At 49.2% G+C, this 20,538-nt stretch carries 14 protein-coding genes; 9 read left to right on the forward strand and 5 right to left on the reverse strand.

The window, feature by feature from the left end; genetic code table 11:
* Positions 1-88 precede the first annotated feature (88 nt).
* Positions 89-2,095 carry an S-layer homology domain-containing protein gene (locus OXB_RS08330; RefSeq protein ID WP_041073382.1) on the reverse strand — a complete coding sequence of 669 codons (2,007 nt, stop codon included), beginning with the start codon at positions 2,093-2,095 and terminating at the stop codon, positions 89-91.
* A 220-nt stretch (positions 2,096-2,315) separates the two neighbouring features.
* Here OXB_RS08330 and OXB_RS08335 point away from each other — a divergent pair, with 220 nt between their 5' ends.
* The 3 genes from OXB_RS08335 to OXB_RS08345 all read left to right on the forward strand — a co-directional run bounded on the left by OXB_RS08335 (position 2,316) and on the right by OXB_RS08345 (position 7,471).
* A complete protein-coding gene (locus tag OXB_RS08335) occupies positions 2,316-3,779 on the forward strand; it encodes an O-antigen ligase family protein (RefSeq protein WP_041073384.1) in 1,464 nt (487 codons plus the stop codon).
* A 138-nt stretch (positions 3,780-3,917) separates the two neighbouring features.
* Positions 3,918-6,176 carry an S-layer homology domain-containing protein gene (locus OXB_RS08340; protein ID WP_041073386.1) on the forward strand — a complete coding sequence of 753 codons (2,259 nt, stop codon included), beginning with the start codon at positions 3,918-3,920 and terminating at the stop codon, positions 6,174-6,176.
* A 152-nt stretch (positions 6,177-6,328) separates the two neighbouring features.
* Complete coding sequence (locus tag OXB_RS08345) at positions 6,329-7,471, forward strand: polysaccharide pyruvyl transferase family protein (protein ID WP_041073388.1); 1,143 nt, start codon at positions 6,329-6,331, stop codon at positions 7,469-7,471.
* Between the two features lie 558 nt (positions 7,472-8,029).
* On the opposite strand, the gene OXB_RS08355 is transcribed toward OXB_RS08345, so the two are convergent.
* Positions 8,030-8,590, reverse strand: coding sequence for a DUF488 domain-containing protein (locus OXB_RS08355; protein WP_041073393.1), 561 nt, complete (start codon positions 8,588-8,590; stop codon positions 8,030-8,032).
* A 56-nt stretch (positions 8,591-8,646) separates the two neighbouring features.
* Positions 8,647-9,291, reverse strand: a complete 645-nt coding sequence (locus tag OXB_RS08360) for a LytR/AlgR family response regulator transcription factor (RefSeq protein ID WP_041073395.1) — start codon at positions 9,289-9,291, stop codon at positions 8,647-8,649.
* A gap of 221 nt (positions 9,292-9,512) precedes the next feature.
* Between OXB_RS08360 and aceA the strand changes: the two genes are divergently transcribed.
* The 3 genes from aceA (at position 9,513) to OXB_RS08370 (ending at position 12,299) form a co-directional block, all read left to right on the forward strand.
* Entirely contained in the window at positions 9,513-10,796 is a 1,284-nt protein-coding gene (aceA, locus tag OXB_RS08365) for an isocitrate lyase (RefSeq protein ID WP_041076508.1), read from the forward strand.
* 88 nt (positions 10,797-10,884) lie between these two features.
* On the forward strand, positions 10,885-11,013 hold the full coding sequence (yhfH, locus tag OXB_RS18650; RefSeq protein ID WP_144399668.1) for a protein YhfH: 129 nt from the start codon (positions 10,885-10,887) through the stop codon (positions 11,011-11,013).
* A gap of 119 nt (positions 11,014-11,132) precedes the next feature.
* Positions 11,133-12,299, forward strand: a complete 1,167-nt coding sequence (locus OXB_RS08370) for a pyridoxal-phosphate-dependent aminotransferase family protein (RefSeq protein WP_041073396.1) — start codon at positions 11,133-11,135, stop codon at positions 12,297-12,299.
* 528 nt (positions 12,300-12,827) lie between these two features.
* On the opposite strand, the gene OXB_RS17940 is transcribed toward OXB_RS08370, so the two are convergent.
* Positions 12,828-14,522 carry an N-acetylmuramoyl-L-alanine amidase gene (locus OXB_RS17940; protein ID WP_052483928.1) on the reverse strand — a complete coding sequence of 565 codons (1,695 nt, stop codon included), beginning with the start codon at positions 14,520-14,522 and terminating at the stop codon, positions 12,828-12,830.
* A 223-nt stretch (positions 14,523-14,745) separates the two neighbouring features.
* The gene (locus tag OXB_RS08380; protein WP_041073398.1) at positions 14,746-15,645 is read right to left on the reverse strand and encodes a C40 family peptidase; all 900 of its coding nucleotides are present in this window, start codon (positions 15,643-15,645) and stop codon (positions 14,746-14,748) included.
* A gap of 362 nt (positions 15,646-16,007) precedes the next feature.
* On the opposite strand from OXB_RS08380, the gene OXB_RS08385 reads away from it, so the two are divergent.
* From OXB_RS08385 to OXB_RS08395, 3 genes are all read left to right on the forward strand, one after another.
* Positions 16,008-17,114 carry a glycosyltransferase gene (locus OXB_RS08385; protein WP_041073400.1) on the forward strand — a complete coding sequence of 369 codons (1,107 nt, stop codon included), beginning with the start codon at positions 16,008-16,010 and terminating at the stop codon, positions 17,112-17,114.
* Positions 17,098-18,390 (forward strand): murein biosynthesis integral membrane protein MurJ, encoded by a 1,293-nt coding sequence (murJ, locus tag OXB_RS08390; protein WP_231860377.1) that lies wholly within the window; start codon positions 17,098-17,100, stop codon positions 18,388-18,390. The genes OXB_RS08385 and murJ overlap by 17 nt, the downstream gene beginning before the upstream one ends.
* A 702-nt stretch (positions 18,391-19,092) precedes the next feature.
* Entirely contained in the window at positions 19,093-20,478 is a 1,386-nt protein-coding gene (locus OXB_RS08395; protein WP_041073403.1) for an aspartate aminotransferase family protein, read from the forward strand.
* The last annotated feature ends 60 nt before the right edge of the window (positions 20,479-20,538 follow it).

A 20,538-nucleotide genomic window follows, 5' to 3' on the forward strand; every position in this document is an offset into this window, starting at 1 on the left:
ATCAGCAGTCCAAGTCTTCATCGAGTTCTACAAGTGCAAAATCCCACCCTTACCCTGGCAGGACCAAGGCGAGGATGGGATTTTCAAGTTAATACGTAATCTTCCGGACGAGGTCGGAGCGGATCCAGCCGTAGTCTGCGGCGGGCGGGTTGATGTCTGCCAATACTTTGTACCAAACATAACCGTCGCTGCCCGTCGTTTCATCCACGATGACGAGCGGATAACCGAATGCAGCATTGTGGCCGGGGTCTTTCGGCTTGTATGTGAATAATTTATTCGTACTTGTGACGTCCGGGCTTGTCCGGACGTTGACGCCCGTCGTACCTGTGTATGAAATGACGGCAAGTTTTGCTTGGTTCATATCCCGCTTGCCGAGGAAGGAATCGATGCGCCACATATGGCCCGCGATTTTACTTCCCCAGTTTGGATCGGACGCATATTTCACATTGAATCCGACCGCTTTATTCCCCGGCACAGCTCCGTTGGCATGGGCACCGGATGGATTTGCATAGTTCAAATTCATGTACCGTGAAATGAACGCATCGACGCTGTATGTCGGATGGATATACATTTCACCCATTTCCGGAGAGGAATCAAAGACTTTGATGCCGAAAATATTGTTTTTCGTTTGGGCATTGGCACTCATTCCATAATCGCTTTCGTGGATGGCCGCTGCCAAGATGAACATCGCATTGACACGGTGTTGCTCTTCCATCAGCTTCAAATAGTCGCCGAGCCCGACCAATTTGGACTTCAATGTGGCGTCCTTATAACGGGCAATTCCTGTTTTCTCCCGGTCTTTCAGGATTTCCTGAATATAATGCTCCAGTTCCACCGCGCTATAGGAAGTCGGTTGGCGGACCGATTGGAATTGGAAGTACGGGTAATAGGTGATGACGTTATTTGATCCGACTTCCGAAAAATGGACGCCATCCAAACTCGTATACCGCTTTCCGTTTCGCATCGTGTTTGCAGCAGGGCCAACTGTGTAAACGCCGCGCGTCTTTTTCAGGTTATCGTACGTGTGATGGACGAGGAGGCCTCCCTCGACTTCATAATAGTCATAACCGGTGACAAGCTCCGTCGGAACGAGATCCACCTCATTCTGTTTCGCGTAGAAGGTAGAGCCTGCCACTTCCACGATGACGTGGTCGGCGCTGCTGCCGATGTATTTCATTTCCCGGCCTTTTTGAATATAGGTCACTTCATTTCGAAAATTGGAGTTATCATAAAGGGATGTCAATTGCTTCGGATTTTCCGAGCCGAATGCCCTCCCTGATTTCATCTTGATAATTTTATTGTTCTTTTGGATGGCCCGGACGGACGAGGAAGCATTGTACACTGCCAATGCTTCCTCGTATGTTCGGTAAAGGGCCGTCGTCGGGACGACTTGTCCATTGGAAATCGTGCTCACTTTATACACTTCCGGATCGACGTCCGGAACGGTCGGAGTACCTGGCGTGCTGGGCTCGGACGGCTTCAGCACTTCAGCTGCGGCAAACAATCGGAAAAGGAACGCAGCCGCATGAGCGATTGTCGCATTATCCTGCGGGTTGAAATAAACCCCGTCTTTCCGGTGGTCCCCTCGGATGATATTCAAGTTCACTGCCGCGGAGACGGCATCCACAAAGTTCGGTGAAATCTTTTTCGAGTCTTTGAAAGTGAACTTCGTCGCATTTGCAGGAAGCTGCATATGGCGCATCGCCTTGTACATCATCCCTGCCATTTGTTGACGGGTGATTTTTTCATTAGGCCGGAAAGTGCCGTCCGGATAACCGGATAAGATGCCGGCGCCTGCCGCGTTCTGGATTTCCACCGTCAAACTGGAGTTTTTCGACATGTCCTTGAACGTATACTTGGTTGAAACAGGCAGATCCAAGGCCCGGGTAATATACGACGCGAATTCACCTCGCGTCACCGCTTTGTTCGGGTGGTAGTTGCCTTTGCTGTCCGCACGGATGACGCCCTTTGCTATCCAATATTCCAATTCACTTTGCATCTGGTGTCCTTTGATATCGCTCGCTTCCACTTTTGCTTGGAAGAGCGGGGACAAGAACAGCATGGCGATCAAAGCGAATGTCACTAGTTTTTTCACCTGTTAACCTCCTTCTGGTAATCTACTTATATAGTACCAGAGCGGGAGCGATTTCAGAAGGTGCTATATTCTCATTTGCTCTAACAATGAACCCAAAGCACAATTGATTCTAAAATTGGAACGAAAGAGGACACCAGAGCGTCCTATAAGATGTTATAATGGGTGAGGAATTATTCCACCATATTAGAAGCGAGTAGTCGTAGAAAGGGAAATTTCGTTCATGTCTACCTTACAAGGAAAATTACGTGATACAAATACATTGTTTTTCATTGCGGCAATCGTCGTTGTCCTACTGGGGATGGCGCTGCCGGTTAAAATTGCACTTGTCATCACATCGCTGTTCTTCGTGTTTTATGCTTTTGTGAAACCGCAGCAAAGCTTATTGTTCTTAGTTGTCTACGTCAGCATCCGGCCGTTCCTTCTGGAGATGAATTCCGGGTTGAAGCTGATCGGGGACCTGATCACGTTCATCGCATTCATCCGACTGGTCCTTTCCAGCGGGCGGGATTGGAAAACGCTTTTTACGTTCAGATGGTTCGAGTGGGCATTTTTCGCTTTCCTTATTTTCGGATCAGTGAGCGGGGTTTTGCAAGAAGTGCTGCCTGGTTCCGTCCTGTTCCAAATCCGAACGTTCCTCATCATGTACATGCTGTACTATATTGTCTCGCGCATGCTCTTGCCGGACAGCTGGTACCGGCGATTTGCCTGGGTCGTCGTCTGGACAGGCCTGATTTCTTCGATCCATGGACTGGTCGAGAAGCTGTCGATGCGTCAGCTGTTCTTGCCGGAAGCGTGGAAATATAAAACATTATCCGCGACGAACTTCGTCAGGATCTACGGGTTGCCGGGGAATCCGAACTCGCTTGCGCTGTTGCTGTTCTTCGGAATCATTGCGATATTCTATTTGCAAGCAATCTATAAATCAGAGAAATACAAATGGTTTTTGAATATCAATCTCGTCCTGTTCCTCGGTATTTTAGTCCTTACCTATTCCAGAGGGACGTGGATCTCGGCCTTTGTCTTCGGGGCAGTTTTCATTTTATCCACGAGGAACTGGCCCATGTTAAAGAAGCTGGTCATCACGGGAATCGCCTCCATCATTCTTGTGTATTATCCGGTCAATTTGGGAGTTCAGCTCGTCCAGTCGCTTGGTGTGAAGGCACCGACGACCGGTCCGGGGGGCATCGGGGAACGTTTTGGCGAGACATTTGATGAAAAGAATCTAGCGCTCATGACCGAAAGCGGTCGCTTCTTCTATATTAAAAAGGGCTTTGAAATCTTCCAAGATGAGCCGATTACGGGAACCGGTTTCGGTTCATTCGGCGGTTCGGCTACGCTGTCTTATGGCTCGCCGATCTATAGCCACTACGGCATCCGTTCGGATATTTACGGAGGGAAATATTTTTATTCCGATAATCAATACATTCAAGTCATCACGGAAACCGGGGTCATCGGCGTCGTGCTGTTCGCTGCATTCCTGCTCGGCATGTTTGCGATATTCTGGAAAGAGCGGAAGACCGTGTTCGGGAAATTCATGATCGCCTTCTGGCTCGCGACCGGATTTTCCGGATTCTACTATAATATATGGGAATTGAAATTGTACACGATGTTCTACTTCCTCCTCTTTGGCGCTTTCGCATCGCAGGCAGGGCTCTATAGGAAGCTGTATGAACCAAAAGAATGAAAGAGCCGTCCATGGGAATGAATTTTCCTTGGACGGCTTTTTCCTTCCAATGGCGGATGGCAATGTTGAACCTCTTTTGTTAAGCTGTAGTTTGATAGGAAAGGAAGGTGCACAGTTATCACTACTACAGCAGTTTCATTGAAGAAAAGTCTAGGGAAAAAAATAGCCACGGCCACGATTGCTGCCTCACTCTTGTTTTCATTGCCGACAGGGGCTTCCGCCAAACAGCAATCGACGAAAAGTTATCCGGTATCCTCCGGCGTGACCTATTCGCAATATACATATTCGGGTTCCAGTTATATGAATCATATTACAGTGGATTTAAGTGATACATATACGAAATTGGGTATTGGATTGCCTTCGCCGATTGCCAAGCGGGCGACTACGACCGCACTCGCGAACCGGGATTCGAAGGACGGCCATCGCGTAGTCGGTGCCATCAACGCTTCGTTTTTCGATATGACGAGCGGGCTGCCGATGTACTTGATTTCCCAAGGGAATGAAATCATCAACGGCGGCGTCATTTCCAAGTCTTCGAATTATTATGTGAGCCAGCCGATTGCGTTTGGCGTTACGAAGGATGGGCTTGCAGAAATCGACCATTACAACTTTAACGTCCATTTGAATTACAAAGGGACAAACTATCAACTGACGGGGCTGAACCGTCAGCGGCAAGATGATGAGATGATCATCTTCACACCGCAACACATCGATAGATACACCAACTCCAACCAATACGGAATGGAAGTGGTCATCGATACGGGACAACCGATCACGTCTACCCATTACGGGCAGCAACTGACCGGAAAAGTGGTCAAAGTGCGGGATTATGGTTCGAGAGAGAAAGTGGAAATCCCCAAAACAGGTTTTGTCCTCTCGGTCCACGGCAAAGTTGGTCTTGATCGGTACAAAAGCATGCAGATCGGCGAGGAAGTCACTCTCTCCTTATCTATCGACGACAAATGGAAAGATTCCCAGTTCATGTTGGCAAGCGGCCCGATGCTGTTGAAGGACGGCAAGCCGAATATTACGATGAACACATCCAATTCACGGGCAACTGCGCGGACAGCGCGTACCGCAGTGGCCATCAGCAAGGATAAAAAGAAAGTCCACCTCGTTACAGTGGATAGCCGAAGCGGCTATAGCAACGGCATGTCGCTGACACAATTTGCGAACTACTTGGCGGCGCAAGGATATGACCGCGCCTTGAATTTTGATGGAGGCGGATCGACCGCGATGGGTGTACGGAACCATGGAAGCAATACAGTCTTCCTGGCGAACCGGACTTCCAATACGGCAGAACGGCAAGTTTCTGCAATCATTGAAGCAATCAGCACGGCACCTGTGAGTGATCCGGCCATTATCAGCGCCAACCGATCCCAAATCGGAGAGATGCTCGTCGGATCCAAAGCGTCCGTGAAAGTGAATCATGTGCTTGATGCGTATTACAACCCGTTGAAAGTGGATACGAATCAAGTCGTCATCCAATCTGAAAAAGGGAATGTAACAGGATCCGGACTTAGCTATACGGCGACTAAAGCGGGAGCTGACCGTCTATTGATCCGTTACGGAAATGCGGAGCAATCGTTCCCAATCACAGTTGTCGACGCTCCGGCTCGTCTGACGGTGTCACCGACATCATCCAGTGTAGCACCTGGGGCAACCGTTGCTTTCAAAGCAACAGCGACTGATGCACAAGGGAAGCCTGTCATTTATTCACCAGAACAGTTGAAATGGAGTGTCACCGGCGATATCGGAACCATTTCACAGACCGGTAGTTTCAAAGCTGCCTCGAGACCAGGAAAAGGCCAAGTGAACGTGACGCTCGGTACGAAAACAACAAGCATCCCGGTTACAATAAAAGACGGTACACCTGCATTCAAGGATATCCCTTCGGATTATGCGTACTATACGGAAATCCGTCATCTGAAGGACCTTGGATATATCAAAGGGGATGTGGATGGAAAATTCAATCCGGGCAATACATTATCCCGTGAGCATGCGGCGGTCATCCTGAGCCGGGTCTTCAATCTGGACACATCGAACGTAGGGGCCCAAAAGTTCAAAGACGTCCCGGCCACGCATCGCTATTTCAATGAAATCAACGCGATTGCTGGTGCGAATTTAGTAGGTGGGAAAGGGGACGGCACCTTTGATCCGGCCGGAAAATTGACCCGTGCCCAAATGGCGGCTATCCTCGTTAAGGCGTATAAGCTGCAAGGCGAGTCCGCGAAGAAATTCAAAGATGTCCCATCAAAACACTGGGCGTACAAGCAAATTCATATTCTAGCAAACCATAACATCACAACAGGAAATGAAAAAGGCAACTTCGAACCGGATAAGCCGGTCAACCGCGCTCAATTCAGCGCATTCCTGTATCGTGCGATGGATAAATAATAGGATGTAAAGGAGGACTGCTGGAGACGGCGGTCCTCCTGTTTTTTTGAGTTGGCTACTTTTCGGGCATTGATCGGAGAGCGTCCGCCTGGAGCGGAAACCCGTCAGGCTATGGTATACTGGAAGAAATATTTGACGAAGGAAGTTTTTTAATGAAAATTGGGATTGTCGGAAATTATGGAAATGATAATAACGGGGATGAGGCGATCCTGCTCAGCATCATCAAGCAGGTGACGTCCACTTTCAATATAGGTCGGAGCGATTTGACAGTGTTCAGCAATAATCCGAAGCAGACGGCGACACGTTACGGTGTGACAAGCTTTCCGCTTTATTATAAAAACGGAAATGCCGTCAAGACGTTCGGGAAGACGTTTTCAGCAAACCGGAAAATCGTCAAGACACTCGATTTGCTCATCATCGGGGGCGGCGGCATCCTTATGGATTTGTACGGAAGGGAAGCGCCGTTGTTCGGATCGTATGCGATGATGGCAAAAAACAGCGGGGTACCCTACGTCGTCTATGGTTGCGGAGCCGGTCCGCTTAACACCGGGCTTGGGAAATGGTTCATCCGCTATATGTGCAAGCACGCCGACAGCGTGTCCGTCCGGGATCCGGAATCAAAGGAATTGTTGCAGTCGATCGGCGTGAAGCAGTCCATTCAGGTGATCGGCGACCCGGCGTTCTCATTGCGGGAGGGCAAACGGGAACCTTCCGCGGTGCCGGTGAGCATCGGGGTGACGGCAGTTCCGTATTACCATGCCGGTTATTGGCCGGAGGAAGACGTTTCGCGATATGACGACTACGTGGAAGGGATGGCGCGGAATCTCGACCGCTTGGCAGAGCAGCATGGTGTAAAAATCAATTTCTTCGCTACAAAATATCCGCAGGACGCAGATGTGACAAAGGATATTCAAGCGAAGATGGCACACGCGGATCGCACGTCGATCATCGACGAGAATCTGTTGCCAGAACGGATTTTGGACGTCACGGCACAGCAAGACATCGTCATCGGGACCCGCCTGCACTCCTTGATATTGGCCACGTGCACAGAAACGCCCGTCATGGCGATTTCCTATCATCATAAAGTACATGATTTCATGAAGCTGGCAGAATTGGAGCAATTCGCATTCCCGATTTCCGAAATCAATCAAAACCATGATTTATTTTTGGAAGCCTTTAATGAAATGGAAGGGGACTGGACAGGAACCTCCGAGCGAACGGAAGACCTATCCGTCCGCCTCTACGAGGATGCAATGAAGGGAACCGAGCAATTCCGGAATGCCTTGAAGAAATGATCGAAACCTGGAGGCAGCATGCGTGCTGCTTCCGGGTTTTTCAGATTCGAAGGGGTGGATCAAAGGAATTACAACGTGGGTGATAATGATTGACGAGTGATTGCAGAAAATGGGGAAACCACCGCACTCCTAAAATCGTCGTCGTGTCCATAACTCCGTGATTCGCGCTCATATCTCCAGGTTCTGCGCCCATAAGTCCGTGTTTCGCGCTCACAACTCTAGGTTCCGCGCCCATAATTCCGGGTTCCGCGCTCACATCTCCAGGTTCCGCGCCCATAATTCCGTGTTCCGCGCTCATATCTCCAGGTTCCGCGCCCAAAATTCCGTGTTTCGCGCTCACACCTCCAGGTTCCGCGCCCATAAGTCCGTGTTTTGCGCTCCTATCTCCAGGTTCCGCGCCCATAATTCCGTGTTTCGCGCTCATATCTCCAGGTTCTGCGCCCATAATTCCGTGTTCCGCGCTCAAAACTTCCAGCGCCCGCTAATAATCCACGACAACGGCTGATACCTCGTCACGCCCGCCTACAACTACCTACAGCCACGGCTTCGCCCAAATAGTTAGCATTCCTCAGCGATTCGCGGATAGACAACCGTCCCATTTCCCAATAATACTGGTGGAGCGCCCCATTTTCCCGGTTCATGCTGTTCTAATAAGGTCTGCCCTTTGGAGCCGTCCAGTATATGGGTCAACGTCCAGCCGTTCAACGTGAGCCAATTGCTAATCAGCAGGCGATGGCAGCGGGCAGGGTGGCGTTCAGAGCAACAGATGGCGGTCCGTTCAGTAGCCGCTTCTTCTTGCAACTGCCTCAACGCTGTCAGAAATTCCTCTTCCAGCATGTAGTCCGCATAATTATGGAAAGAGCGGTTGTTCCAGCCGGCATTCACAGTAGCATCCACAGTTTTTGATTTGTTTCGCCGTCCTCCGAGCTGTCGGTGATGTGCATAGGTGATTCCTTTTTCAGGAAGCCAGACCTGCATTTGATCCTGGCTGAATTGTGGGAATTTGCGGCTGCCCGGAAAGGCTCGCACGTCGACGAGCCGCTGTATTTTACTGTCCAGTAGCAGTTTCAGAAATTCCTCCTCCGAGTGTGTTGAATGGCCGATTGTGAAAAGTTCCAAAGTATATCACTCCTTCTCCTACCCATTCCCTTCCCAATAAACTCCAAATACCCCCCTTAAAAACCAAGCTTCGTCCGCAGTTCGCCCATATATTTCTGACTGACGGGCAATTCCGTTCCGTCCTTCAGCTGGACGATGAAATTGGAGGAGAAGTCCCTCGTTATCTTTCCTATAAAAGAAATATTGACGATATAGGAACGGTGGATGCGCAGAAAGTTTTTCGGGAGCCGCATATGCAACTCTTTTAGCGTCCGGCTTGTGCTGTATTGCTTTTCCTGGGCGTAGAACCATGTCTTCTTCTGCATGCTTTCAATATGCGTAACGTGCTCGATGGCAATCGGGCACCATTCATCCTCCTGTTTCCCCGTTAAATATTGGTATGCCTCCAAGACTTGATAATTGGGAGGCAGGATAATGATCAAGGCGCCTGGGGTTCCTTGGACATCGATCGGGTAACTGATGCCATAATAGGGGACGCCGAACCATGTATCATTCATCAAATCTTCCACTTTAACGCCTTTTTGAATCGTGCGGTCCGCCAAACTGCCGGGCTGAACCGCTTGCCCCTCTTTCAAAAGGATGTCGTGAAGGCCGGCAGCATAGTAGATATACCGGTCGCCCGCCGCAATGGCAAGGGACGCATCCTTTGGAATCCAGTCTTTCAACAGTCCGGTGTATTGATGCAACATCTCATTTTTCATCTCAAACTCCCCTTTTTAACATTTCTACTAATCTAAAAAAATACTTATTCATCAGGCTTATTTCCATTTCATCTTGAATTTTACCTCATTCATCAAAATGTTGTGACTTTTAAAACATACTGTTATATATTACTGTATAACAACTTCAACTGTTGTGAAACAGTCCAAAAGAATTATTTTAATTCTGAATGAAGTCAACTATTTTGGAAGGCGGGATTGGAATGTCAACAAGACAAGAACAAATTGCACAACTGGAGAAAAGCTGGGCGGAAGATAGCAGATGGAAAGGGATTAAGCGTAGCTACACAGCTGAAGATGTTGTGAAACTACGCGGATCTTTGCAAATTAGACATACACTGGCTGAAAAAGGTGCAGCTCGCCTATGGAAATCTCTTCACGAAGAAGATTTCATCAATGCACTTGGCGCACTGACAGGGAACCAAGCCGTTCAACAAGTCAAAGCAGGACTTCAAGCCATCTATCTAAGCGGATGGCAAGTGGCGGCAGATGCGAACCTCGCAGGCCATATGTATCCTGACCAAAGCCTTTACCCGGCAAACTCGGTGCCGGCTGTTGTAAAACGCATCAACCAAGCGCTTCAGCGTGCTGACCAAATCGATCACGCGGAAGGCCGCGAAGACGAGTTCGATTGGTTTGCTCCAATCGTAGCCGACATGGAAGCCGGTTTCGGTGGACCATTGAACGTTTTCGAATTGATGAAGGGCATGATCGAGGCGGGTGCTGCAGGAGTTCACTTGGAAGACCAACTCGCTTCCGAGAAGAAATGCGGTCACTTGGGCGGAAAAGTTCTTCTGCCTACACAAAACGCAATCCGCAATTTGACAGCTGCTCGTCTAGCTGCTGACGTTCTGGGTGTTGACACTATCATCATCGCTCGTACGGATGCTGATGCTGCCGACATGGTAACAAGCGACATCGATCCGGCTGACAAAGAATTCATCACAGGAGAGCGCACGCCGGAAGGTTTCTTCAAAACGAACCCAGGCATCAAGCAAGCGATTGCTCGTGGACTCGCTTACGCAGAATATGCTGACCTTGTATGGTGTGAAACATCCCACCCATCACTGGAAGAAGCGAAAGAATTCGCGGATGCTATCCATGCGAAGTTCCCAGGAAAAATGTTGGCTTATAACTGCTCGCCTTCATTCAACTGGAAAGCGAACTTGGATGATGAAACAATCGAGAAATACCAAGTTGAGCTTGGCAAAATGGGTTACAAGTTCCAATTCGTTACACTTGCAGGTTTCCACACATTGAACCACAGTATGTTCGAATTGGCTCATGGCTATAAAACTCGCGGAATGGGTGCATACTCCGAGCTTCAACAAGCGGAATTCGACAACGAAGCAAAAGGATACACTGCAACACGTCACCAGCGTGAAGTGGGTACAGGATACTTCGACGAAGTGGCACAAGTCATTTCCGAAGGGAAGTCTTCGACAACAGCAATGGCAGGTTCTACTGAAACAGCACAATTCGTTTGATTTGGAAACAAAGGGAATCGGTGAGAAAACCTTCACCAGCTAGACAAAGTGCAGGGGTCATAAAATAAAAAAATTGGAGGAGATCGTTATGCACACAATGAAACCTGAGAAAGAATACTCGAAAAAGATTTGCCGGGAGTGCGGATGCGTAATTGTAGAGCAGGTCGAATCCTATCTATATGAATGTGAACGTTGCATCGGCACGACTGAGCAGTGAGAGGAAACGGCTTTATTCTCCAAGGAGAGTAGGCCGTTTTTCTTTATTGTCGAACAGGGAAGGGATTCGACTTCCTTCTATTGAAATAGATATCACATTGATTTAAAGGGGGATGGAAGATGCGTAACGAAGAAATGCTCCTCATTCCGGGACCGACCCCGGTCGTGGATTCGATTTACGATGCGATGGCCAGCGAAACAAGAGGACACACCGATCCGCGGTTTGTCGCCATTTATAAAAAAGCGATTGAAAAGACAAGGAAGATGTTAAAAACGGACGGCGAGGTGTTCGTCATCTCCGGTTCCGGGACGATTGCGATGGAAATGGCGCTTGTCAATACGGTGGCAGCCGGAGAGAAGGTATTGATTGTCAGCCAAGGATATTTTGGCGATCGTTTCATTGCACTCGGAAAAGCGTTCGGCATTGAAGTCGATGTCATCCAGTCGGAATGGGGCCGGCAAGTCGATCCTGATGAAGTGGACCGGAAACTAGCAGCGGGTGGATATAAAGCGGTCACCTTGACGCATGCCGATACATCGACCGGCGTGGCCGCTGACTTGGATGCACTCGTTCCGATCATCAAAAAACACGGGGCGCTCGTCATCTTGGATGGTGTTTGCGCCACTGCCGCTATGGACGAAGATATGAGCAAAACTTACGGAAATCCGAATGCAAAAATCGACATCGTGCTAACCGGTTCGCAAAAAGCGATCGGAGTGCCACCGGGTCTCGCCATCGTGGCGTTCAATCAAACCGCTTTGGCAGCTCGGGAAAAACTGGAACGGGTGCCGGCATACTACTGCGATATTTACAATTGGTTGCCGATCATGCATGATCCGTCCAAATATTTCGCGACGCCTCCAGTGAACTTGATTTACGCATACGATGAAGGGATGCGTCTAGTTTTGGAAGAGGGGATGGAAAAGAGGGTCATCCGGCATACCGCCTTCGGAAAAGCGGTCCGTGCCGCGTTATCTGAGTACGACATGGCCGCGTTGGCCGATGAAGAAGCGGCTGCTTCGACATTGAGCTGCATCCTGTATCCGGAAGGGGTAGACGACGCAGCCTTCCGGGCAGCCCTCGCGAAAAAAGGGGTCATCGTCGCCGGAGCACTCGCCCATCTAGGCGGCAAAGCATTCCGCATCGGCCATATGGGCAACACGACTGAAGCCATGCTTGGACAAGCGATCGAGAAAATTGGAGAAACCTTGATGGAACTTGGAGTCGAGGCGAATATCGAAAAAGCCGTCGCACGATTTAAGAAAGAAGTATCCGTCACAGCATAAGTCGAAAATCAGCCTTCCCGGTATTGGGAGGCTGTTTTTTGCGGAGAAGAATGAAACTTGTAAAGCGGGAAATGAACGATTGACTCCATTTCAAAAAGTTTCAGTAGAATCTCCTAACATTTCACTCCTACCTCAAAACGTTTTTGCCACCTCTCAATACTTTTACCAAACTCTCCAACGTTCGCCGGCCACCTCGTAACGTTTCAATCCATCCTCTCAACATAGCCAATAGACCTCTCAACAATCCGATCCAACTTCGAAACGTTCGGAACCCCCCAACATTTTCACCGAACTTCTAAACGTTCTTGGGAAACCTCACAATGTTTCAATAAAACCTTGCAACCAATCCATCCCACCTCCAAACGTCTTTGCCACCTCCCAACATTGCCACCCAACTTCTAAATGTTTTTGAGAAACCTAACAATGTTTCATCCCCCCCTCGAAACCAATCCATCCAACCGCCCAACCGCCCCCCATCACATACAAAAAACCGGAAAGAATGACAGGCATTCTTCCCGGTTCTATGAATCATTCAGCAGAATAGTATTGGACAAGTCCTTGATAGATGGATTCTGCGAAGATTTCAATATACTCATCGCTTGCTAGCTTGTTGAAGTCTTGTGAGTTGGAGATGAAGCCCAGCTCGACTAAAACTGCAGCGACGTTGTTGTTTCGGATGACGTAGAAGCGTTGGTCTTTCACGCCGCGGTCAGACATATTGGCCCGTTTTACGATATTGTTTTTAATCGCAGTGGCGAGCAGTTTACTTTCGGCCGAGTTTTCATTGACGGAGGAGTCGAAGTAGACTTCGGTTCCTTTCGCCGAACTCGATCCTGCCGAGTTGACATGGATGGAGACGAAAGCTTCGGCATAATGTTTTTTCGCAAATTGTGTACGCTCTTCAAGTGATAGGAACTTGTCCGTCGAGCGTGTCATCAACACGTTGGCTCCCGCTTTTTTCAGCTTGCTTTCGACCAGTTTCGCAACTTTCAGGTTGACAGCCTTTTCGGTTAATCCATTTTTGGACGCGCCCGGGTCATGTGCTCCGTGGCCTGCGTCAATGACGATGATCCGATCTTTCAGTGGATTGCCGGATGTGTTGATCAGTTTCAGATAAGATTTATGGACATAAGCCGTTTCGGAATTGAACTTGATTTTCGCCCAGTATCCATCAATGGAAATGACTTCAACCTTTTGGCCGCGGTTCAGTTTTCCTACCGCTTTTGCTGTACCACTGGCAGCTGCCCGGACGTTCAGATTATTCACAGTCGCTTTACCGATCAGTTTGCCAGTGACTGCAGGAGGCTCGGGTTTAACCGGCTCAGTTGGCTTCGGATCTTCCGCCACATCGTTGTTCTCCGGTGCAGTCGGCGGCTTGGTTGTGCCTAGTTCAATGGTGTATCTTCCATTAACGTATCCTTCGCCTTGTTCGAGAAGGACGAGCAGCCAGTCGCCGGATTGCCCTACCACCTCTACGACAGCTCCGTCTTGAAGGCTGCCTAGAATGGCTCCGTTAACGGAAGGTTGGTTCCGTACATTCAACGTGTCGCCTTTTGTATCGACTTTGACAAAATAGGTTCTGGAGGTTTGCTCTGGCTGTTTAACGGGTAATTTATACTTATCATTGAGTCCGCGAGCGACAAACAGGGCAAATTGCTTCCGTGTCAAGTAATGATTCGGCAAGAATTTCCCAGCGTCCCCTTGCGTGACACCGCCGTAATACAGACCGTTGATGCGTTCTGCATATGGATGACTGGCCATATCGGTCAACACCATCGGATGGTCAAGTGTGATCGGTTGGTTCAAGTTAAAGGCGACAGCCAAGGCGTAGCCCATTTCGTCGCGTTTCAATTTTTCGTTCGGCTTGAAACGGTTGTCCGAACCGACTTTGAAATAACCGAGTGAGACGGCGCGGCTCGCATACTCATACTGTTCCGTACCCGGCTTTAAATCTTTGAATTGGATAGCCGGAGTCGGGATGTTTTGCTTTTTCGAAGCGATGACCAGCATTTTGGCGGCTTGTGCGCGTGTCAGGTTATCGCTTGGGTTGAACTTCGCAACCTTATTGATAATGCCGAGATCTGCTATGTAATGGACCTCTTCAAAAGCTTCATCTTTGGCATTGATATCCGAAAATTTGAATTGTGCGGATGATTGGCCCGGGACGATGGATAACAGAGTGAAGAGCATCAGGGACACTGCTGCCCACTTAAAAATTCTCATTTTGTCCTCCCTTGTTTCTTCTAGGTTTCTACTAGAGTTCTAGGTTCAGTTTACCAATAATATCGTTCTATTTCTATAATAACATGTGACCATTTTGCATTCTTTTGTAGAATGATAGAGAATGGCGCCACTCTTGCATTCCTTAGACTTCTGAACTTCTATCGGAGAGGCGTGGAATATAAAAAACCGGATGCCCGTGGTAAGCGGAACATCCAGTTTTGGGTCATTGTGCTTCAATTTTTTTCATGAACTTTTGGAGTTGCGCAGCCGTTACATTGTCATTCAGGCCGTAATTGCCATCGCCATAACCTGAAGTGACATTGTTGTGGGCGAGAGTATTGATATACTCCGTTGCCCAGTGGTCGCTTGGCACATCTTTGAAGTTGGCATCGGATGTACCTGCCATGTCGAATGTTTCGACAAGGACTTTTGCCATTTGTGCTCGAGTCAAGAGACCGTCCGGATTGAATTCCCCGTTGTTGCCCGAAAAAATACCAGCTTCCGCCACAGCTCTGATTGCGTCGGCTTGTGGGTGATCAGCTGGAACATCTGAGAATACATCTTGTCCATCGGGGATAGGTAATCCGACTTCTTTGACAATCGTTTCAGCAATTTCAGCACGAGTTGCATATTTTACTTTTTTCACTGTATCGGCAGCTGCTACTACTTTTTCCGGAGTGAGGTCCGTCACTCGGCGAGCACCGATATAGCGCTTGCCCCAATAGTAAGGATCGTGAATGGATGAAATCATGACCCCTTTACTAGTGGAAGCGTGGATGAAGTTGTTCGCTCCGATGTAGATGCCGACATGTGATACGCCGCGGCCGCTCGTATTGAAGAATACGAGATCACCAGTTTGCAAAGCACTTTTCGCAACAGCTTTTCCCATATTATACTGTTGCCCAGTAGTGCGGGGCAGCGATTTGCCTTCTTTTTTGAATACATATTGGATAAACCCTGAGCAGTCGAAACCGGAAGTGGTTGTCCCTCCATAAGAATAAGGCACGCCTATATAGGATTTCGCAGTACTTACGAGCGAAGTCGTAGAATTTGCGGAAGCCATCGATGGTAGCGACGATGAGATGATCAAACTTGCCATGACAAAAAACAACAATCGTTTCATACGGTTCTCAAATTCCCCTTTCGCACATATACTTGCGATGTGCTTTATCTGAGAACATATTAGCATAGCAATACGGTCAAGTCGGTTACAGTTACATTACAAAACCATTACAAGGAACTATGCTAGAATTGAGAACATTATAATATCGCCATCGACAGGGTGCCAAAAGCCTTGTAGGTGGCGTTTTTTACTGATGGAAAAAGAGTATAAAAGGTGGAGAAGAGTGCCGAAGGAAAGACGGTTATGAAAATACGAAGTTGCTAGATTCTACCGGAAAAGCGTTCCGTCCGGAAATATGTTAAAATGATGCAATGTGTAATGCCAATCTATTGGCAGCTCAAAAAAGATGGGATGAATGAATTATGCAGAAAATTGTAGTATTCAGCAATATGTACCCGTCGTCCGACCATCCGACGTACGGCATTTTCGTCAAAAACCAGGTCGCTCTGCTGAAATCAGCGGGACTCGATGTCGCCGTCGTTGCCATCGAGGAGCCAGGGAAAGGGAAATTCAAAACGTTGCAAAAGTACGCCGGTTGGTTTTTCCGCTCGCTGGCCTATTTGCTGAAGCATAAAAAGAAGCTTTCTATGACGCATGCCCATTATGCCTTTCCGACAGGGCTCCTTTCATTGATCGGAAAGAAGTGGCTCGGCTTGCCCTTTGTCGTCACGGTGCACGGCGGGGATATCGATAAGATGGCCGCAAGAAGTGCACGCATCGCCAAAATGACGAAATCGATTCTGCAACAAGCAGAAGCTGTCATTGTCGTCGGGGAAAAATTACGGACAGATGTCATCGGCAAGTTCGGCGTTCCGGAGAACCGCGTCCATCTGATTAGCATGGGCGTTGATACGGACGTATTCAAGCCGATTCTGAAACCGGAGGCGAAGGAGACGCTTGGATTCCCGAAGGACAAGCGCATCATCCTGTTCGTCGGCAACGTCATCAGGGCGAAAGGATTGCTGGAACTCGCCGAGGCGTTCGGAAAGATAAAACCGGAATTTCCGAATACCGTGCTGTTCATTGCCGGTTCACAGAAGGATGAAAACTTTACAGCCGAGTTACGGCAATTCATTGAAACTCAATCGATTAAAGATGTCCAGTTCAAGGGCCCGCTGAGTCAGTCCGTATTGGCAAGATGGATGGCCGCCGCCGATGTGCTCGCATTGCCGTCGCATCATGAAGGGTTCGGCCTGGTCGCACTGGAAGCGATGGCTGCCGGGACGACAGTAGTCGGAACGGATGTCGGAGGCCTTTCTTATCTATTGGCAAATCAAGCCGGGATTCTCGTGCAGCCGAAGCAGCCGGATTCGTTAGCGGATGGCTTGCGGAAAGCATTGGACCACAGTTCGGCACATATCGATGAAAACAAGATGAAAGAAACCGTCGAACTGCATTCATATGACAGGATCTTACATAATTTATTTTCGATTTATGAAGCTGTCGGGAAGGATGGGACCCGTGAATAAATTCATGAAAATCATCGGGGCCGTCGCGGTCATCAATATTATAGCGCGGCTCTTCGGCTTTCTCCGTGAAGTGGCCATCGCGGATGAGTATGGAACAACAGATCCTGCGAACGCTATTTTCACGGCGTATACCATCCCGAATTTCATCTATTTAGTGGTAGGAGGGGCTCTGACAACGGCCTTCATCTCTGTCTATCATTCGTCTAAATCCGATAAAGGGGAATACGTCCGGAAGGCTTTCGGAACAGTTCTCCTTGCAGCCGTCGGAATTACAGTCGTTTTACTTTTGTTGACAGACCCGGTGCTGAATACATTTTTTAAAGATTTGAATGAAGAGGAATTCACGTTGACTCGGGAACTATACCTTTGGATGATGCCTTCCACCATCGTCCTCGTGCTATCGACGTGGATGAGTGGGATATTCAACATCAACGGCAAGTTCAACTTGTCGAGCATGGCGATCCTCCTCTACAATGCCGCTTTTGTCGGCATTGCCGTCGCCTTGACGGGTACGTTCGGCGTCCAAGCTTATGGAATCGGTGCGCTAGTCTCCGCATTGCTCATGGGAATCTTCCTCTACGCGGGACTGCGGAAAGCGCAATTCTATTCATTGAAGCCATCATTTGAAATGTCCGACGATATCAAGCGACTATGGGTCATCGCTTTGCCAATCCTATTCGGCGGCGCCTCGCTGCAATTTTACAACGTCATTTACCGGATTGCAGCAGCGACGCTCGAAGGGGGAGCCATCTCTGTCGTCAACTACGCCTCCAAGCTGAGCGCGTTCCCGCAAGCGATCATGATGACCGCTGTGACGACGGTCGTCTATCCGCTCCTCAGCAAGAAGGAAGGGGAGGGGGATGACAAAACGGTGCGGGCTCTCTATAAAAAGGGGCTGCTTTACATGGTTGCGCTGTTTGTGCCTGCGACCTTGATCGCCTATTTCTTCGCCGAGCCGATCATTTCACTTGTCTATGGCCGTGGGGAATTCGGATACGAGGAAATCATGGCGACGACACCGGTGTTCCAAGCTTTCAACTGGTCCATGTTCTTCCTGGCCGCCACGACGTATGTCACCCGGTTTTATTATGCGAAAGGCAACTCGATGACCCCCGTCATCTTCAGCCTGATCAGCGTGTTCGGCATCAACCTCGCCGTCATCTATCTGATGATCGACTCGCATGGCGCAACGGCCATCGCCTACGGCACCGTCATCAGCGCCGCCATCAACTTCCTCATGCTGGCAGCGTATGCGAGATGGAAATGGAAACTGTGATTTTTTGGGGGACCCCATTCTTTGGCACTTGTGCTGGAGGGCGGGGTTTTATTTTGATTGAAAAGAGATTTGAAACATTATCTCTTTGAACTTTTTGTTGTTTTCTCCCGATTTTGAAATGAACTTCTTCAACCTTTCAACGTTTTCCAGTCCGAAACGTTTTCCAGTCCGAAACGATTATCCGAAACCACCCAGCGAAACAGCCCAACTTCGAAACGCATTTCTCCAACTTCAAAACATTATGGCTCAACCTCTCAACGTTTTCGCCACCTCTCAACGTTTTGGCTGAACTTCGAAACATTTAAGTCCGACCTTTCAATACTTCCAGGGAACTTCTCCACATTGTCCGCCTACCTCGAAATGTTTTCCTCCAACCTCGAAACGTTCTATCGTTCGAAACATATATCTCGAACCTCCCAACGATGTCCGCCAACTACGAAACATATTTCTTCAACCTCAAAACGTTTCCTACAAACCTATCAACGCTTCAACCGCCTCTCAACATTATCCCCGAGCCTCGAAACGTTCGACTTCCATTTCTAAACGTTTCCAAAGAACAGCACAACATTCCTCTCAAACCTCGAAACGCTACCACTCCACCTCTCAACGCCCACCGCCCCGCCCTCCGCAGAGTGATAATCGCCCACCACCTTTCATATAAATGGGATAGGTACTTACAAATTGGGATAGGTGGGGCTGCCGATGCAGATGAAGAATGTTTCGGGAATGGAAGCATTCAAGAAGAAGACGCCGACTTCTTACGCAATATCCCGGAGGGCGAGACAAGTGATGCCAGGGGGCGTGACTGCGAATATTAAATTTTTCGAACCGTATCCCATTGTGATGAAATCCGGGGCGGGCGCGTATTTGACGGATGTTGATGGCAATGAATACATCGATTATCTGCTGTCCTATGGTGCCTCGATTACAGGGCATGGACATCCGAAGATTACCGAAGCGATCCAAGCCCAATTGGCGCGGGATGGCACGTATTTATTCGGAACGCCGCATGAATTGGAACTAACGATGGGAGAGAAGATCCGGCAGCTCTATCCAAGCGTGGAAAAGGTGCGCTACACGAATTCCGGGACGGAAGCGACGTTGCTCGCCACCCGGCTGGCCCATGCGTACACGGGGAAGCCGAAGATCGCCAAGTTCGAGGGGCATTACCATGGCGGCTATGATCAGATGCTGCTCAGTGTCAATCCGCCCTTAGATCTTGCCGGTCCCCTAAGCAATCCGACCGCCGTGCCGGAATCCAAGGGCATTCATTCGCACCACGCCGAGCATACCGTCGTTCTGCCCTTCAATCAATGGGACGAAACGAAGGAAATCTTGACCAAGCGCCAAAGTGAGATTGCAGCTGTCATCATGGAACCGATTCAAAGCGGGTTCATTCCTGCGGAGCAGTCGTTTGTCGGGAATCTCCGCAAGTTGACTGCCGAGTTAGGGATGCTGCTCATTTTCGACGAGGTGAAAACCGGTTTCCGCATAGGGCTGGGAGGAGCCCAGGAACTGTATGGTATCCGGCCGGATCTGACGACGCTTGGCAAAGTGGTCGGAGGCGGCTTTCCGATCGGAATGGTCGGGGGAAAGAAAGAGGTCATGGAAATCAGCGCTCCGTCCGCGGCATCGGATGTATTTGACAGCAGCCAAAGCAAGAAATCCCGCGCCCAGGATGTCCTTTTCCATAGTGGTACATACAACGGGCATCCGACAATCCTGGCGGCGGGCCTTGCGACAATCGAGTTGCTGGAGCAGGAGATGGCAGCCGTTTTACGGAACACGGATCGTCTGAAAAGAGGGATCACTGATTTATTTGCCGCCAAAGGGGTGGGGGCTTTGCCGGTCGGGGAAGGGTCCATTTTCAACCTCGTCGTCACGGAACAAAATAGCATCTTGAATTATCGAGATTTGCAAGCAGCGGCCAATTTCAAGGTACGAAAAGAAGTCGACTATCATTTATTGGCGCACGGCATTTACACGAAACCGCTGAACCGCTACAGCATGGCGACCGTTCACGGCGACAAGGAAATCGACCGGACATTGGGGGCCTATGATACGGTGCTGACGACATTATTCGGCTGAAGTAAAAGAACGGACCGGATTACGACGGAATGGCGATCATCGTCCTTGTTTGGTTCATTC

The organism is Bacillus sp. OxB-1, from assembly GCF_000829195.1.
In the GTDB taxonomy this organism is placed as follows: domain Bacteria; phylum Bacillota; class Bacilli; order Bacillales_A; family Planococcaceae; genus Sporosarcina.

Excerpts from the sequence above, each read along its gene's own strand:
- OXB_RS08380 (WP_041073398.1), bottom strand. The coding sequence starts at position 15,645 with ATGAAACGATTGTTGTTTTTTGTCATGGCAAGTTTGATCATCTCATCG.
- OXB_RS08385 (WP_041073400.1), top strand. The coding sequence starts at position 16,008 with ATGCAGAAAATTGTAGTATTCAGCAATATGTACCCGTCGTCCGACCAT.
- yhfH (WP_144399668.1), top strand. The coding sequence starts at position 10,885 with ATGCACACAATGAAACCTGAGAAAGAATACTCGAAAAAGATTTGCCGG.
- OXB_RS08345 (WP_041073388.1), top strand. The coding sequence starts at position 6,329 with ATGAAAATTGGGATTGTCGGAAATTATGGAAATGATAATAACGGGGAT.
- OXB_RS08335 (WP_041073384.1), top strand. The coding sequence starts at position 2,316 with ATGTCTACCTTACAAGGAAAATTACGTGATACAAATACATTGTTTTTC.
- murJ (WP_231860377.1), top strand. The coding sequence starts at position 17,098 with ATGGGACCCGTGAATAAATTCATGAAAATCATCGGGGCCGTCGCGGTC.
- OXB_RS08395 (WP_041073403.1), top strand. The coding sequence starts at position 19,093 with ATGCAGATGAAGAATGTTTCGGGAATGGAAGCATTCAAGAAGAAGACG.
- OXB_RS08360 (WP_041073395.1), bottom strand. The coding sequence starts at position 9,291 with ATGAAAAATGAGATGTTGCATCAATACACCGGACTGTTGAAAGACTGG.
- OXB_RS17940 (WP_052483928.1), bottom strand. The coding sequence starts at position 14,522 with ATGAGAATTTTTAAGTGGGCAGCAGTGTCCCTGATGCTCTTCACTCTG.
- aceA (WP_041076508.1), top strand. The coding sequence starts at position 9,513 with ATGTCAACAAGACAAGAACAAATTGCACAACTGGAGAAAAGCTGGGCG.
- OXB_RS08370 (WP_041073396.1), top strand. The coding sequence starts at position 11,133 with ATGCGTAACGAAGAAATGCTCCTCATTCCGGGACCGACCCCGGTCGTG.